Origin of the sequence: Gilliamella sp. ESL0441 (assembly GCF_019469185.1) — a bacterium.
Lineage (GTDB): Bacteria > Pseudomonadota > Gammaproteobacteria > Enterobacterales > Orbaceae > Gilliamella.
Genome location: NZ_CP048264.1, coordinates 203042 through 215951 on the forward strand (window position 1 = coordinate 203042; position 12910 = coordinate 215951).

At 38.1% G+C, this 12910-nt stretch carries 24 protein-coding genes; 20 read left to right on the plus strand and 4 right to left on the minus strand.

All coding sequences use genetic code 11. From position 1 onward, the window contains the following. Positions 1 to 4 precede the first annotated feature (4 nt). From rplP to rplQ, 20 genes are all read left to right on the plus strand, one after another. On the plus strand, positions 5 to 415 hold the full coding sequence (gene rplP / locus GYM75_RS00940; protein WP_025314389.1) for a 50S ribosomal protein L16: 411 nt from the start codon (positions 5 to 7) through the stop codon (positions 413 to 415). Further along, positions 416 to 607, plus strand: a complete 192-nt coding sequence (gene rpmC, locus GYM75_RS00945) for a 50S ribosomal protein L29 (RefSeq protein ID WP_034902373.1) — start codon at positions 416 to 418, stop codon at positions 605 to 607. 1 nt (position 608) lies between these two features. Continuing rightward, positions 609 to 869: a 30S ribosomal protein S17 gene (rpsQ, locus tag GYM75_RS00950; protein WP_025314391.1), complete on the plus strand. Its 261-nt coding sequence runs from the start codon at positions 609 to 611 to the stop codon at positions 867 to 869. A gap of 196 nt (positions 870 to 1065) precedes the next feature. Then, positions 1066 to 1437: a 50S ribosomal protein L14 gene (gene rplN / locus GYM75_RS00955; RefSeq protein ID WP_025314392.1), complete on the plus strand. Its 372-nt coding sequence runs from the start codon at positions 1066 to 1068 to the stop codon at positions 1435 to 1437. 10 nt (positions 1438 to 1447) lie between these two features. Then, the gene (gene rplX, locus GYM75_RS00960) at positions 1448 to 1762 is read left to right on the plus strand and encodes a 50S ribosomal protein L24 (RefSeq protein ID WP_220216339.1); all 315 of its coding nucleotides are present in this window, start codon (positions 1448 to 1450) and stop codon (positions 1760 to 1762) included. Positions 1763 to 1779: 17 nt separating this feature from the next. Further along, positions 1780 to 2319 carry a 50S ribosomal protein L5 gene (rplE, locus tag GYM75_RS00965; protein ID WP_065558584.1) on the plus strand — a complete coding sequence of 180 codons (540 nt, stop codon included), beginning with the start codon at positions 1780 to 1782 and terminating at the stop codon, positions 2317 to 2319. Between the two features lie 11 nt (positions 2320 to 2330). Then, positions 2331 to 2636: a 30S ribosomal protein S14 gene (gene rpsN / locus GYM75_RS00970; protein WP_025314395.1), complete on the plus strand. Its 306-nt coding sequence runs from the start codon at positions 2331 to 2333 to the stop codon at positions 2634 to 2636. A gap of 17 nt (positions 2637 to 2653) precedes the next feature. Beyond that, positions 2654 to 3046 carry a 30S ribosomal protein S8 gene (gene rpsH, locus GYM75_RS00975; protein ID WP_220216340.1) on the plus strand — a complete coding sequence of 131 codons (393 nt, stop codon included), beginning with the start codon at positions 2654 to 2656 and terminating at the stop codon, positions 3044 to 3046. Between the two features lie 11 nt (positions 3047 to 3057). Next, positions 3058 to 3591, plus strand: coding sequence for a 50S ribosomal protein L6 (gene rplF, locus GYM75_RS00980; RefSeq protein ID WP_065558586.1), 534 nt, complete (start codon positions 3058 to 3060; stop codon positions 3589 to 3591). A gap of 9 nt (positions 3592 to 3600) precedes the next feature. Then, positions 3601 to 3954 (plus strand): 50S ribosomal protein L18, encoded by a 354-nt coding sequence (gene rplR, locus GYM75_RS00985; protein WP_025314398.1) that lies wholly within the window; start codon positions 3601 to 3603, stop codon positions 3952 to 3954. Between the two features lie 14 nt (positions 3955 to 3968). Further along, entirely contained in the window at positions 3969 to 4469 is a 501-nt protein-coding gene (gene rpsE / locus GYM75_RS00990) for a 30S ribosomal protein S5 (protein WP_220216341.1), read from the plus strand. A gap of 6 nt (positions 4470 to 4475) precedes the next feature. Further along, a complete protein-coding gene (gene rpmD / locus GYM75_RS00995) occupies positions 4476 to 4655 on the plus strand; it encodes a 50S ribosomal protein L30 (protein WP_065558587.1) in 180 nt (59 codons plus the stop codon). 5 nt (positions 4656 to 4660) lie between these two features. Then, positions 4661 to 5095, plus strand: a complete 435-nt coding sequence (rplO, locus tag GYM75_RS01000) for a 50S ribosomal protein L15 (RefSeq protein ID WP_220216342.1) — start codon at positions 4661 to 4663, stop codon at positions 5093 to 5095. A 7-nt stretch (positions 5096 to 5102) separates the two neighbouring features. Beyond that, positions 5103 to 6440, plus strand: a complete 1338-nt coding sequence (secY, locus tag GYM75_RS01005; RefSeq protein WP_220216343.1) for a preprotein translocase subunit SecY — start codon at positions 5103 to 5105, stop codon at positions 6438 to 6440. A 26-nt stretch (positions 6441 to 6466) separates the two neighbouring features. Next, entirely contained in the window at positions 6467 to 6580 is a 114-nt protein-coding gene (rpmJ, locus tag GYM75_RS01010; RefSeq protein ID WP_025314403.1) for a 50S ribosomal protein L36, read from the plus strand. Between the two features lie 169 nt (positions 6581 to 6749). Beyond that, positions 6750 to 7106 carry a 30S ribosomal protein S13 gene (gene rpsM, locus GYM75_RS01015; protein WP_034948025.1) on the plus strand — a complete coding sequence of 119 codons (357 nt, stop codon included), beginning with the start codon at positions 6750 to 6752 and terminating at the stop codon, positions 7104 to 7106. Between the two features lie 15 nt (positions 7107 to 7121). After that, a complete protein-coding gene (gene rpsK, locus GYM75_RS01020; RefSeq protein WP_034948028.1) occupies positions 7122 to 7511 on the plus strand; it encodes a 30S ribosomal protein S11 in 390 nt (129 codons plus the stop codon). A gap of 44 nt (positions 7512 to 7555) precedes the next feature. Beyond that, complete coding sequence (gene rpsD / locus GYM75_RS01025; protein WP_065558591.1) at positions 7556 to 8176, plus strand: 30S ribosomal protein S4; 621 nt, start codon at positions 7556 to 7558, stop codon at positions 8174 to 8176. 25 nt (positions 8177 to 8201) lie between these two features. Then, on the plus strand, positions 8202 to 9191 hold the full coding sequence (gene rpoA, locus GYM75_RS01030; protein WP_220216344.1) for a DNA-directed RNA polymerase subunit alpha: 990 nt from the start codon (positions 8202 to 8204) through the stop codon (positions 9189 to 9191). 29 nt (positions 9192 to 9220) lie between these two features. Further along, positions 9221 to 9607, plus strand: coding sequence for a 50S ribosomal protein L17 (gene rplQ / locus GYM75_RS01035; protein WP_065558593.1), 387 nt, complete (start codon positions 9221 to 9223; stop codon positions 9605 to 9607). Between the two features lie 383 nt (positions 9608 to 9990). Here the strand turns inward: rplQ and GYM75_RS01040 are convergent, their stop codons facing one another. From GYM75_RS01040 to fabI, 4 genes are all read right to left on the minus strand, one after another. After that, entirely contained in the window at positions 9991 to 10194 is a 204-nt protein-coding gene (locus tag GYM75_RS01040) for a SlyX family protein (RefSeq protein ID WP_220216345.1), read from the minus strand. A 58-nt stretch (positions 10195 to 10252) separates the two neighbouring features. Then, positions 10253 to 10921 carry a DNA repair protein RadC gene (gene radC / locus GYM75_RS01045; protein WP_220217265.1) on the minus strand — a complete coding sequence of 223 codons (669 nt, stop codon included), beginning with the start codon at positions 10919 to 10921 and terminating at the stop codon, positions 10253 to 10255. Between the two features lie 166 nt (positions 10922 to 11087). After that, entirely contained in the window at positions 11088 to 11657 is a 570-nt protein-coding gene (gene slyD, locus GYM75_RS01050; RefSeq protein WP_220216346.1) for a peptidylprolyl isomerase, read from the minus strand. Between the two features lie 378 nt (positions 11658 to 12035). Next, positions 12036 to 12824: an enoyl-ACP reductase FabI gene (fabI, locus tag GYM75_RS01055; RefSeq protein WP_220216347.1), complete on the minus strand. Its 789-nt coding sequence runs from the start codon at positions 12822 to 12824 to the stop codon at positions 12036 to 12038. Between the last annotated feature and the right edge of the window lie 86 nt (positions 12825 to 12910).

A 12910-nucleotide genomic window follows, 5' to 3' on the forward strand; every position in this document is an offset into this window, starting at 1 on the left:
GCTGATGTTACAACCAAAGCGTACAAAATTCCGTAAAGTGCACAAGGGCCGCAATCGTGGTCTAGCTGTGAGTACTGACGTAAGTTTCGGTACATTCGGTCTTAAGGCTGTGGGTCGTGGTCGTTTGACTGCGCGCCAGATCGAAGCAGCACGTCGTGCAATGACTCGTGCAGTTAAGCGTCAAGGTAAAATCTGGATTCGAGTTTTCCCTGATAAACCAATTACTGAAAAACCACTTGAAGTGCGTATGGGTAAAGGTAAGGGTAACGTTGAATACTGGGTTGCTCAGATTCAACCAGGTAAAGTCCTTTATGAAATGGACGGAGTACCGGAAGAAGTTGCTCGTGAAGCATTTGCGTTGGCAGCTGCAAAACTGCCAATTAAAACCACCTTTGTGATTAAGACGGTGATGTAAATGAAAGCAAAAGAGCTACGCGAAAAAAGCGTTGAAGAGTTAAATACTGAACTTCTTAATTTATTACGTGAGCAATTTAACTTACGTATGCAATTAGCTGGAGGTCAGTTGACACAGACTCATATGTTAAAACAAGTGCGTCGTAATATTGCACGAGTTAAAACGTTATTAACTGAAAAGGCGGGTGCGTAATATGACTACTGAAGTAAAAATTCGTACTCAGCAAGGTCGTGTTATTAGCGACAAAATGGATAAATCTATTACTGTAGCTATAGAACGTAAAGTGAAGCATCCGTTATATGGTAAGTTCATTAAACGTACGACTAAATTGCATGTACATGATGAAAACAACGAGTGTGGTATTGGTGATACTGTAGAAATTAAAGAGTGTCGTCCATTATCAAAAACCAAATCTTGGACTCTTGTTCGAATCGTAGAAAAAGCAGTTAGTTAATCTAATCGATTAAAAACTGTACATAATATAATAAACGGCTAAATGCAGCCGTTTATTTTATGCTATCCATTTTATTTGAGTGGTGTTATACTATGCGCCCTCACATATGTGGGTTTTTGGTTGTCTATTCTTATCCATGGTAGTTGAGGTGGATGAAGGTAGATTAGACAATAATTTATTTATACGGAGCATTAAAATGATCCAAGAACAGACTAGGCTAGATGTTGCCGATAACTCTGGCGCACGTAGTGTAATGTGTATCAAGGTTCTCGGTGGATCGCACCGTCGTTATGCAGCGGTAGGTGATATCATCAAGGTTACCATTAAAGAAGCAATTCCACGTGGTAAAGTTAAAAAAGGTGATGTACTTAAAGCTGTTGTCGTGCGCACTAGAAAAGGTGTTCGTCGTCCTGATGGATCTGTCATTCGTTTCGATCGCAATGCTTGTGTTATTTTAAACAATAACAGTGAGCAACCGATTGGTACGCGTATTTTTGGACCGGTCACTCGTGAACTTCGTTCTGAGAAGTTTATGAAGATCATTTCATTAGCACCAGAAGTACTGTAAGGAGCGGGTAATGGCAGCGAAAATCCGTCGAGAAGATGAAGTTATCGTGTTAACCGGTAAAGATAAAGGTAAACGCGGTAAAGTAAAAAGCGTTTTGTCTACAGGCAAAGTGATTGTTGAAGGTATTAATTTGGTGAAAAAACATCAAAAACCAGTACCTGCATTAAATCAAGAAGGTGGAATTGTTGAAAAAGAAGCACCAATCAATGTTTCTAATGTTGCAATTTATAATCCTGATACAGACAAAGCAGATCGCGTAGGCTTTCGTTTTGAAGACGGCAAAAAAGTCCGTTTTTTCAAGTCTACTAATAAATTAATCAATTAAGTAATTTGGAGTGTACGATGGCGAAACTGCATGATTACTACAAAGCACAGGTAGTAAATAAACTGCAAGAACAGTTTGGCTACAAATCTGTCATGCAAGTCCCTCGGATCGAAAAGATCACCTTGAATATGGGTGTGGGTGAAGCAATTACTGATAAGAAATTATTAGATAATGCGGTTGCAGATTTAGCAGCAATCAGTGGTCAAAAACCACTAGTCACTAAAGCACGCAAATCAGTTGCTGGTTTTAAAATCCGTCAAGGGTATCCTATTGGTTGTAAAGTCACTTTACGTGGCGAACGTATGTGGGAATTTTTTGAACGTCTAGTTTATATTGCTCTTCCTCGTACTCGAGATTTCCGCGGTTTAAGCGCAAAATCTTTCGATGGTCGTGGTAACTATAGCATGGGTGTTCGTGAGCAAATCGTTTTCCCTGAAATCGATTATGATAAAGTTGATCGTGTTCGTGGTTTAGATATTACTATCACAACAAGTGCACAATCAGATGAAGAAGGCCGAGCTTTATTATCTGCCTTTAACTTCCCATTTCGTAAGTAAGGTAGGGCATAATGGCTAAACAATCAATGATTGAACGCGATAAGAAACGCGTAAAGCTAGCAGAAAAATATTTTGCAAAGCGTCAAGAATTAAAAGCGATTATCTCTGATCTTAATGCATCAGATGAAGATCGTTGGAATGCAGTGCTTAAATTGCAAACGCTTCCTCGTGATTCTAGTCCATCACGTCAACGTCGTCGTTGTCGTCAAACCGGTCGTCCTCATGGCGTCCTTCGTAAGTTTGGTTTAAGCCGTATTAAGGTTCGTGAATCAGCCATGCGTGGTGAGATTCCTGGTCTTAAAAAGGCAAGTTGGTAATCAGGGGAGTGTTATAGATGAGCATGCAAGATCCTATAGCAGATATGTTGACCCGTATTCGTAACGGTCAAGCTGCGAATAAAGTTGCAGTCACCATGCCTTCCTCTAAGCTAAAAGTGGCTATTGCCAATGTGCTAAAGGAAGAAGGTTATATCGGGGACTTTAAAGTAGTTGGTGACACTAAGCCAGAGTTGGAAATTACACTGAAATATTTCCAAGGTAAGGCAGTAGTAGAAAGTATTAAACGTGTTAGCCGTCCAGGTTTACGTATTTATAAACGTAAAGATGAATTGCCAAAAGTTATGGCTGGACTAGGTATCGCAGTTGTTTCTACTTCTAAAGGTGTTATGACTGATCGTGCAGCACGCCAAGCAGGTCTTGGTGGTGAAATTATCTGCTACGTAGCGTAAGGGAGAAAAAAATGTCTCGTGTTGCAAAAGCACCTGTCGTTGTTCCTGCTGGCGTAGAGGTAAAACTCAATGGTCAGGTAATTACGATTAAAGGTAAAAATGGCGAGTTAACTCGTACAATTAATAATGCTGTTGTTATTAATCAAGAAGAAGGTCAAATTAAATTTGCACCTCGTGACGGCTTTGCGAATGCTTGGGCTCAAGCAGGTACTGCACGTGCGTTGATTAATGCAATGGTTATTGGTGTTACTGAAGGTTTTACTAAAAAACTTCAGCTAGTTGGTGTCGGTTATCGTGCACAAGTTAAAGGTAACGCAATTGGTCTGTCTCTTGGATATTCACATCCAATTGAGCATCAATTACCTGCTGGTGTAACCGCTGAATGTCCATCACAAACTGAAATCATACTAAAAAGTGCTGATAAACAGTTAATTGGACAAGTGGCAGCAGATATCCGTGCTTATCGTCGTCCTGAACCTTATAAAGGTAAAGGTGTTCGTTACGCAGATGAAGTTGTGCGTACTAAAGAAGCTAAGAAAAAGTAAGGTAACACTATGGATAAGAAATCAGCTCGTATCCGTCGTGCAACTAAAGCGCGTCGCAAGATGCATGAACTACTTGCAACTCGCTTAGTGGTTCACCGTACTCCGCGTCATATTTATGCGCAGATTATCGCACCAAACGGATCAGAAGTACTGGCAGCCGCTTCTACATTAGAAAAAGCTATCAGTGAAAGTTTAAAATACACCGGAAACAAAGATGCAGCAGCTGCAGTTGGTAAAGCAATCGCAGAGCGTGCATTAGCGAAAGATATCAAAGAAGTTTCTTTTGATCGTTCGGGTTTCCAATATCATGGTCGAGTTCAGGCGCTAGCAGATGCTGCTCGCGAAGCTGGCCTACAGTTCTAAGGTAGGAGTTAAAGATGTCAAACATCGAAAAACAAGCTGGTGAACTGCAGGAAAAACTAATCGCAGTTAACCGAGTTTCTAAAACCGTAAAAGGTGGTCGTATTTTTAGTTTTTCTGCACTAACAGTTGTTGGTGACGGTAATGGCCGCGTAGGTTTTGGATATGGTAAAGCACGTGAAGTGCCAGCAGCAATCCAAAAAGCAATGGAAAAAGCACGTCGCAATATGATTAATGTTGCTTTAGATAACGATACTTTACAGCATCCTGTTAAAGGTGCTCATACAGGTTCTCGTGTTTATATGCAACCAGCATCAGAAGGTACTGGTATTATCGCCGGTGGTGCAATGCGTGCTGTATTAGAAGTTGCTGGTGTTCGTAACGTTCTAGCTAAAGCATATGGTTCTACAAACCCAATTAATGTGGTTCGTGCAACGATTGATGGCTTAGAAAATATGAAATCACCAGAAATGGTTGCTGCTAAGCGTGGTAAAACCGTCGAAGAAATTTTGGGGTAATTAACCATGGCAAAGACAATTAAAATTACACAAACTCGTAGTTCTATTGGACGCATACCGAAGCATAAAGCAACGTTAGTTGGACTAGGATTACGTCGTATTGGTCATACTGTAGAGCGCGAGGATACTCCTGCTATTCGTGGTATGGTAAACCAAGTTTATTACATGGTCAAAGTTGAGGAGTAATAGTAATGCGTTTAAATACTTTATCTCCTGCTGAAGGTTCAAAGCATGCACCAAAACGTCTAGGCCGAGGTATCGGTTCTGGATTGGGTAAAACAGGTACTCGTGGTATTAAAGGTCAAAAATCACGTTCAGGTGGCGGCGTTCGTCGTGGCTTTGAAGGTGGTCAAATGCCTTTATATCGTCGTTTACCAAAATTTGGTTTTACTTCTCGTAAAGCTCTAGTTACAGCACAAGTTCGCCTTTCTGACTTAATGAAAGTTGAAGGTGATGTTGTTGACTTAAATAGCTTAAAAGTTGCAAATGTGATTAATTCACAAATCGAATATGCTAAAATTATGTTATCTGGTGAAATAACAAAACCTGTAACTATTCGTGGTATTCGAGTAACTAAAGGTGCTAAAGCTGCAATTGAAGCTGCTGGCGGAAAAATTGAGGAATAATTAGAAGATGGCAAAGCAACCAGGATTAGATTTTCAAAGTACCCGAGGCGGTAGTAGTGAGCTTAAAAGACGTTTACTATTTGTGCTTTTAGCGCTTATTGTTTTTCGTCTTGGTTCTTATATTCCCGTTCCTGGTATAGATACTAAAGCATTAATGGAACAATTAGCTAGAACATCACATGGTATTGTGGATATGTTTAATATGTTCTCTGGTGGTGCTTTAAGCCGTGCTTCAATTTTTTCTTTAGGGATAATGCCGTATATTTCTGCTTCAATTATTATGCAGCTATTAACAGCGATTAACCCTAAATTAGCAGAATTAAAGAAAGAAGGTGAATCTGGTCGAAAGAAAATTAGTCAGTATACTCGTTATGGTACTTTAGCCTTAGCTATTATACAGGCGGTTGGTATTTCGACTGGTTTACCAAATATTCCACAATTTGGACACATAGTCGTTAATCCTGGATTTTCTTTCTATTTTGTTGCATCGGTTAGTTTAGTCACGGGTACAATGTTTCTTATGTGGCTTGGAGAACAGATCACGGAGCGTGGAGTTGGTAATGGTATATCTATCATTATTTTCTCAGGTATCGTAGCAAGTCTACCTCCGGCAATATATCAAACTATTGAACAAGCTCGTTCTGGTGATTTGAATCCAATTCTATTATTAGCAATTGCAGTCTTAGTGGTAGCTATAACGTACTTTGTTGTATTTGTTGAGCGTGGTCAACGAAGAATTGTTGTTAATTATGCGCAACGACAACAGGGTCGTCGTGTTTATGCAGCACAACGTTCTGATTTACCATTAAAGATCAATATGGCTGGTGTTATTCCTGCAATATTTGCCTCAACAATTGTTATGTTACCATCAATGATGGCTTCTTGGTTCCAAGGAGATGGTGAGGGATGGCGATATATTTTCCTTGTTATAGGACAATGTTTTGCTCCAGACCAACCATTATATATAATCTTTTTTGCTGCTGCGATTGTCTTCTTTTGTTTCTTTTATACGGCATTGGTATTCAATCCTCGAGAAACAGCAGATCAGCTTAAAAAAGGTGGTGCATTTATTCCAGGGATTCGTCCAGGAGAACAAACATCTATATATATTGATAAAGTGATGACGCGTTTAACGTTAATCGGGGCAATATATATTACATTTGTTTGCTTGGTTCCAATGTTTATGACAAATGCAATGAAAGTTCCAGTTCTATTTGGTGGAACATCTTTACTGATTGTAGTTGTTGTAATCATGGATTTTATGGCACAAGTACAGACTTTGATGATGCCAAATCGTTATGAGTCAATGTTAAAGAAAGCGAATCTTAAAGGCTACGGCCGATAAGTTAGCCAGAAGTTACGGAGAAAAAAATGAAAGTTCGTGCTTCAGTCAAGAAATTATGCAGAAATTGTAAAATCATTAAACGTAACGGCATTGTTCGTGTTATTTGCGTTGAAGGTAAACATAAACAACGTCAAGGCTAATTTATTTAGTCTAAAAGTTGAACTTTTGCATATTTTACTTGCCAAAGTATAGTAAAGCTGGCTAGAATAGCCAGCCTAAATTTATTTGCAGACTTACTGTTTGAGTATCCTGAAAACGGGCTTTTCAGTATGGTGAGTTTGTTAAACATTAACAATAAAGGAGTGCATAGTGGCCCGTATAGCAGGCATTAACATTCCTGATCAGCAACATGCTGTAATTGCGTTACAAGCAATTTATGGTATCGGTAATACCCGCGCTAAGACAATTTGTGCTGAAGCAGGTATTCCTGAAAATGTTAAGATCAGAGAACTATCTGAAGATCAGATTGAGAAGTTACGTGAACAAGTCGCAAAATTTACCGTTGAAGGTGATTTACGTCGTGAAGTAACTATGAGTATCAAGCGTTTATTAGACCTTGGTTGTTATCGTGGCATGCGTCATCGTCGTGGACTTCCAGTCCGTGGTCAACGCACTAAGACTAACGCTCGTACCCGTAAGGGACCGCGTAAGCCAATCAAGAAATAATTGAGGTGATAATAAATGGCAAAGACACCTGTTCGTACACGTAAACGTGTTAAAAAGCAAGTTTCTGATGGTGTAGCTCATATTCATGCATCATTTAACAATACAATCGTAACAATTACCGATCGTCAAGGTAATGCGTTGGGTTGGGCAACCGCTGGTGGTTCTGGTTTCCGTGGCTCTCGTAAGTCCACTCCGTTTGCTGCTCAAGTAGCTGCTGAACGTTGTGCAGAAGCCGTAAAAGATTACGGAATTAAGAATCTGGAAGTTATGGTAAAAGGACCTGGTCCTGGTCGTGAGTCAACAATTCGTGCATTAAATGCAGCGGGTTATCGCATCACTAATATTACTGATGTTACTCCGATTCCTCATAACGGTTGTCGTCCACCAAAGAAACGTCGTGTTTAATTTTTTATTAAACATTGAATGTTTAGGATTATTGGAGAAATAAAATGGCAAGATATTTGGGACCAAAGCTCAAATTAAGTCGTCGTGAAGGTACTGATTTATTCCTTAAATCTGGTGTCCGAGCGGTTGATAGTAAATGTAAGTTAGAACAAGCTCCTGGACAACATGGTGCACGCAAACCGCGTTTATCAGATTATGGTGTTCAGTTACGTGAAAAACAAAAAGTTAGACGTATTTATGGAATTCTAGAACGTCAATTCCGTAATTACTACAAAAATGCTGCACGTATTAAAGGTAATACAGGTGAAAACCTATTAGGCCTTTTAGAACGTCGCTTAGATAACGTTGTTTATCGTATGGGATTTGGTGCTACTCGCGCTGAAGCTCGTCAATTAGTTAGTCATAAAGCTGTTCTTGTTAATGGTCATGTTGTGAACATTGCATCTTATCAAGTTTCACCTGAAGATGTAATTAGTGTTCGCGAAAAATCAAAAAAACAAGCACGTATTAAAGCCGCTTTAGAGTTAGCTGAACAACGTGAAAAACCAACCTGGTTAGAAGTTGATGCTAGCAAGATGGAAGGTGTTTTCAAACGCTTACCTGAACGTTCAGATTTATCTGCTGACATCAACGAACATTTGATCGTCGAACTTTACTCTAAGTAAAGTTTAGCACTTAAGAGAGGACATAATGCAGGGTTCTGTAACAGAGTTTTTAAAACCTCACCTAGTTGATGTTGTTCAATACACTCAAACTCATGCGAAAGTGACTTTAGAGCCACTTGAGCGTGGTTTTGGTCATACTTTAGGTAATGCACTACGCCGCATTTTATTATCATCAATGCCTGGATATGCAGTAACCGAAGTTGAAATTGACGGTGTTCTGCATGAGTACAGTACTAAAGAAGGCGTTCAAGAAGATGTACTTGATATTTTGCTTAATTTGAAAAAATTAGCAGTGCGTGTACATACTAAAGATGATGTTATGCTGACTTTAAATAAATCAGGAATTGGTGCGGTAACTGCATCTGATATCACTCATGATGGTGATGTTGAAATTGTTAATCCTGATTTAGTGATTTGTCATCTTACTGATGCAAATGCTTCAATTAGTATGCGTATTCGTGTACAACGAGGACGTGGTTATGTCCCTGCTTCTGCTCGCGTTAAGTCAGAAGATGAAGAGCGACCAATTGGTCGTTTATTAGTTGATGCATGTTATAGTCCCGTTGAGCGTATCGCTTATTCTGTCGATGCAGCTCGTGTGGAACAACGTACTGATTTAGATAAATTAGTTATCGATATGGAAACTAATGGTACGATTGATCCTGAAGAGGCTATTCGTCGTGCTTCAACTATTTTGGCTGAACAACTTGAAGCTTTCGTTGATTTACGTGATGTACGTCAACCTGAAGTTAAAGAAAATAAACCGGAATTTGATCCGATTCTTCTACGTCCAGTAGATGATCTCGAATTAACTGTTCGGTCTGCTAATTGCTTAAAAGCAGAAGCAGTTCATTATATTGGTGATTTAGTACAACGTACGGAAGTTGAGCTACTTAAAACCCCTAATCTTGGTAAGAAATCACTTACTGAAATTAAGGATGTGCTCGCATCTCGTGGTTTGTCTTTAGGCATGCGTCTTGAGAACTGGCCACCAGCAAGTATTGTTGAAGACTAAAATAAAATTTATATAAGAAGGATAAAGTTATGCGCCATCGTAAAAGTGGTCGTCAACTGAACCGAAATAGCAGCCATCGTCAAGCAATGTTTCGTAACATGACTAGTTCACTTGTTGAACATGAAATCATCAAAACTACATTGCCTAAAGCAAAAGAGTTGCGTCGTGTTGTTGAACCGTTAATTACGCTAGCCAAAAGCGATAGCGTAGCTAATCGCCGTTTGGCTTTTGCTCGTATCCGTGATAAAGATACAGTGAAAAAATTATTTTCAGATCTTGGTCCACGTTTTGCTACTCGTCCAGGTGGTTATGTACGTATTTTAAAATGTGGTTTCCGTGACGGAGATAATGCTCCAATGGCTTATATTGAATTAGTTGATCGCCCTGCAGTAGAAGCAGAAGCAACAGCTGAATAAGATTTTAAATCATTGTATACAAAAGCCGGCTATACGCCGGTTTTTTATTGATGATATCTATCACAGATCCTTTAACTTTGGTTTCCTTATCCTTAAGTTCATCGTATCTAAATCTACTATATTTCTATTCTTTTGATTGATTAAAAATTCAGCTTAGGTTGTTTTTAATAAACATATGGCATGAAAATCTATTGAGAGGGATTAGTTTAATTGAAATTTCAATGTTAATTTATTTTTAAGTAGATTTAGATATCGATGTTTTTACAACTCTTCTGGATACTTCAAATGTTAATTTAAGAACATCTAATAAATAAGTATTAATAGTCTTTTAAAAATAGGCTACATTATTATTTCATCATTGAGATATCTGACTATAAACATAATTAATAGTGTGGTGGTGGTGTTTCCTCAGATAAGTTAGCAATATTCGAAGTTTGAGTGGCTTGTAGTTTTTGTGATAATAGCATTAATTGTTCTTTTAGTTTACTGACATCGGCTTGAAGATTAGTTACAACTTGGTTTAATTCTTCAATGGTGATTTCTTGAAACGCAACTTTGGTTTCTAATAATTCAATTTGTTGTCTCATATCATTTTCACAGTTAGACTTTTTAAATATAAGTTTCTATTTTAAGTAAAATGAGCGATTAAATCCATCCTCGTTCAGCAAACGAGACATATTCACCTTTACCAATTACAATATGATCAATAATGCGGATATCAATTAATTCACAAACTTGATCCAATCTGCGTGTTAAGTTTCGATCTGCTTGACTTGGTTCTGCTAAACCTGATGGATGATTATGTGCTAAAATTAAAGAGGCAGCATTATATTGTAATGCTTTTCTGGCTACTTCTCTGGGATGAACTTCTACACAGTTATAAGTACCAATAAACATTTCTTCAGATGTAATGACGTGATTTTGATTGTCCAGAAAAATGACCATGAAGATTTCACGATCTTTATCTGCTAAGCGACTAGCTAAATAATGGTGAGTTAATGAAGGCGAAGTGAGATAATTTTCATTAGTCATTTTTACTTTTAAATATCGATGAGATAATTCAACAACAGCTTTGAGCTGAGTATACTTAACCGTTCCTAATCCATGTTTTTTACAAAACTGCTCATGACTGGCATTCATCAAATGATAAAACGAGCCAAATTCATTTAATAAATTTTGCGATAATTCTAAAACTGGTAATTTTCGGGTACCTGTACGTAAAAATAGCGCTAGTAATTCCGCATCACTTAGTGTTTCAACACCAAATTGTAAAAGTTTTTCTCTCGGCATTAGTTTGGGATATTCGGGCTGCATCATATTGATATTCCATGCATCAAAAAAATTAATTATTCTTAGAAAATTGAATTAATTGAATTGAAAATTGAGAAAACTGTGAATTGTTTCGCAAAAAAATGGATAATATTTCACATGATGATAAAAAAGCGCTATAAAGCGCTTTTTTGTAAATTAATATGATGACTTAATGGCAACCGCAGCTACCATGACCGCCACCACAACAACCACTATCTTCTTCATCTTCATGATCGTGTCCGCCACAGCCACAACCACCATGCCCATGTTCGTGACCATGTTCACCATGGATATGTCCATGCGCAATTTCTTCTTCGGTTGCTTCACGAATAGCTAACACTTCAACATTAAATTTTAAATCTTGTCCCGCTAACATGTGATTTCCGTCAATTGTCACAGTATCCCCATCAATTGCGGTAATTTCAACGGGTAAAGCGCCATGGTCGGTATCAGCAAAAAAGCGCATGCCAACTTCAAGTTCATCAACCCCGACAAATACATCACGTGGCACATTTTGCACCAGTGCATCATTAAAATCACCGTAAGCATTGATAAGTTCAACATCAAATTTATCACCAACTTGATGACCTTCTAGTGCATTTTCAAGCTCTTGTAATAAATTACCAGCGCCTTGTAAATATTCTAGAGGTGCAACAGCTGTTGCTTCGTCAACCAAAACCCCGTCTTTAGTGCGAACTTGGTATGCCAAACTGACTACTGTGTTTTTTGCTATTTTCATTTTTTCTCCAACAAACTTGTATTGAGCAAACATCTTTAGATTTTAACGGAAAATGAAGGATAAGTATTCATAATTTTTATTTTCCCTGCACTATTTATCGATATGATTATTTGTGTACTCGCTTTTTAAGTTATGATGTTAGTTGGTCATATGATGTATGCATATTGTTAGTGTGAACAAGATAAAAACAATCGATAAAAAATTCTTACAAGAAAGGCGTGGAACTTATGATATATCTGAATAGATTCAGAAATCAAAGGATGAAAATCAAATGAATGTATGGACTGCCCTTTTTAATCCTAAAAAATTAGAAAATAGACGAATAAAAAAAGCATCAATATCAATATTGATGCCTTTTTTATTTTTAAATAATACCTATTATTTAAGTTCTAACTCGTTCATTGCAGCAATGCTAAATCCACCGTCAACATGTACAACTTCACCAGTAATGCCCGATGCTAAGTTTGAACATAAAAATGCCGCGGAATTACCCACGTCTTCAATTGTAACTGTTCGACGAATTGGTGTAACCGATTCACAGTGTGATAACATTTTTCTGAAATCTTTAATGCCTGATGCTGCAAGGGTACGAATTGGACCAGCAGAGATAGCATTCACACGTATTCCTTCTGGCCCCATAGCATTTGCCATATAACGCACGTTTGCTTCTAGAGACGCTTTAGCAAGACCCATTACATTATAGTTAGGGATCGCTCTTTCAGCACCAAGATAAGAAAGGGTCACTAACGCTGAATTTGGATTCAACATCGAACGACATGCTTTAGCCATTGCAACAAAGCTATAAGAACTAATGTCGTGAGCGATAGCAAAACCTTCACGAGTGACGGCATTAACATAGTCACCGTCTAATTGATCGCCAGGCGCAAAAGCAATAGCATGAACAAAACCGTCAAATTTATCCCATGTTTTTGCTAGTTCTGTAAATAGGTTAGTAATACTATCATCGTGAGCAACATCACAAGGTAACACGATTTTAGAACCAAAGTCAGCCGCAAATTCTTCAACGCGTGCTTTTAATTTATCACTTTGATACGTGAATGCTAATTCTGCACCCTCACGATGCATTGCTTGTGCAATACCATAAGCAATAGAACGATTACTTGCAACACCGGTAACGAGTATGCGTTTACCTGTTAAAAATCCCATAAAGTTTTCCTCTATTATTTTACTATACAGTCTAGGATGGTGAAGATTATATGTTGATAAAGTCAACTTCGCTACTATAAATTTAC

Bases quoted from the DNA above. Each gene is read 5' to 3' on its own strand.
- rplE (WP_065558584.1), top strand. From the start codon at position 1,780: ATGGCGAAACTGCATGATTACTACAAAGCACAGGTAGTAAATAAACTG.
- rpsE (WP_220216341.1), top strand. From the start codon at position 3,969: ATGTCAAACATCGAAAAACAAGCTGGTGAACTGCAGGAAAAACTAATC.
- secY (WP_220216343.1), top strand. From the start codon at position 5,103: ATGGCAAAGCAACCAGGATTAGATTTTCAAAGTACCCGAGGCGGTAGT.
- rplR (WP_025314398.1), top strand. From the start codon at position 3,601: ATGGATAAGAAATCAGCTCGTATCCGTCGTGCAACTAAAGCGCGTCGC.
- radC (WP_220217265.1), bottom strand. From the start codon at position 10,921: ATGCAGCCCGAATATCCCAAACTAATGCCGAGAGAAAAACTTTTACAA.
- rplP (WP_025314389.1), top strand. From the start codon at position 5: ATGTTACAACCAAAGCGTACAAAATTCCGTAAAGTGCACAAGGGCCGC.
- rplX (WP_220216339.1), top strand. From the start codon at position 1,448: ATGGCAGCGAAAATCCGTCGAGAAGATGAAGTTATCGTGTTAACCGGT.
- rpsH (WP_220216340.1), top strand. From the start codon at position 2,654: ATGAGCATGCAAGATCCTATAGCAGATATGTTGACCCGTATTCGTAAC.
- rpsQ (WP_025314391.1), top strand. From the start codon at position 609: ATGACTACTGAAGTAAAAATTCGTACTCAGCAAGGTCGTGTTATTAGC.
- rpmC (WP_034902373.1), top strand. From the start codon at position 416: ATGAAAGCAAAAGAGCTACGCGAAAAAAGCGTTGAAGAGTTAAATACT.
- slyD (WP_220216346.1), bottom strand. From the start codon at position 11,657: ATGAAAATAGCAAAAAACACAGTAGTCAGTTTGGCATACCAAGTTCGC.
- rplO (WP_220216342.1), top strand. From the start codon at position 4,661: ATGCGTTTAAATACTTTATCTCCTGCTGAAGGTTCAAAGCATGCACCA.
- rpoA (WP_220216344.1), top strand. From the start codon at position 8,202: ATGCAGGGTTCTGTAACAGAGTTTTTAAAACCTCACCTAGTTGATGTT.
- rpmD (WP_065558587.1), top strand. From the start codon at position 4,476: ATGGCAAAGACAATTAAAATTACACAAACTCGTAGTTCTATTGGACGC.
- rplQ (WP_065558593.1), top strand. From the start codon at position 9,221: ATGCGCCATCGTAAAAGTGGTCGTCAACTGAACCGAAATAGCAGCCAT.
- rpsK (WP_034948028.1), top strand. From the start codon at position 7,122: ATGGCAAAGACACCTGTTCGTACACGTAAACGTGTTAAAAAGCAAGTT.
- rpsN (WP_025314395.1), top strand. From the start codon at position 2,331: ATGGCTAAACAATCAATGATTGAACGCGATAAGAAACGCGTAAAGCTA.
- rplN (WP_025314392.1), top strand. From the start codon at position 1,066: ATGATCCAAGAACAGACTAGGCTAGATGTTGCCGATAACTCTGGCGCA.
- GYM75_RS01040 (WP_220216345.1), bottom strand. From the start codon at position 10,194: ATGAGACAACAAATTGAATTATTAGAAACCAAAGTTGCGTTTCAAGAA.
- rpmJ (WP_025314403.1), top strand. From the start codon at position 6,467: ATGAAAGTTCGTGCTTCAGTCAAGAAATTATGCAGAAATTGTAAAATC.
- rpsD (WP_065558591.1), top strand. From the start codon at position 7,556: ATGGCAAGATATTTGGGACCAAAGCTCAAATTAAGTCGTCGTGAAGGT.
- rplF (WP_065558586.1), top strand. From the start codon at position 3,058: ATGTCTCGTGTTGCAAAAGCACCTGTCGTTGTTCCTGCTGGCGTAGAG.
- fabI (WP_220216347.1), bottom strand. From the start codon at position 12,824: ATGGGATTTTTAACAGGTAAACGCATACTCGTTACCGGTGTTGCAAGT.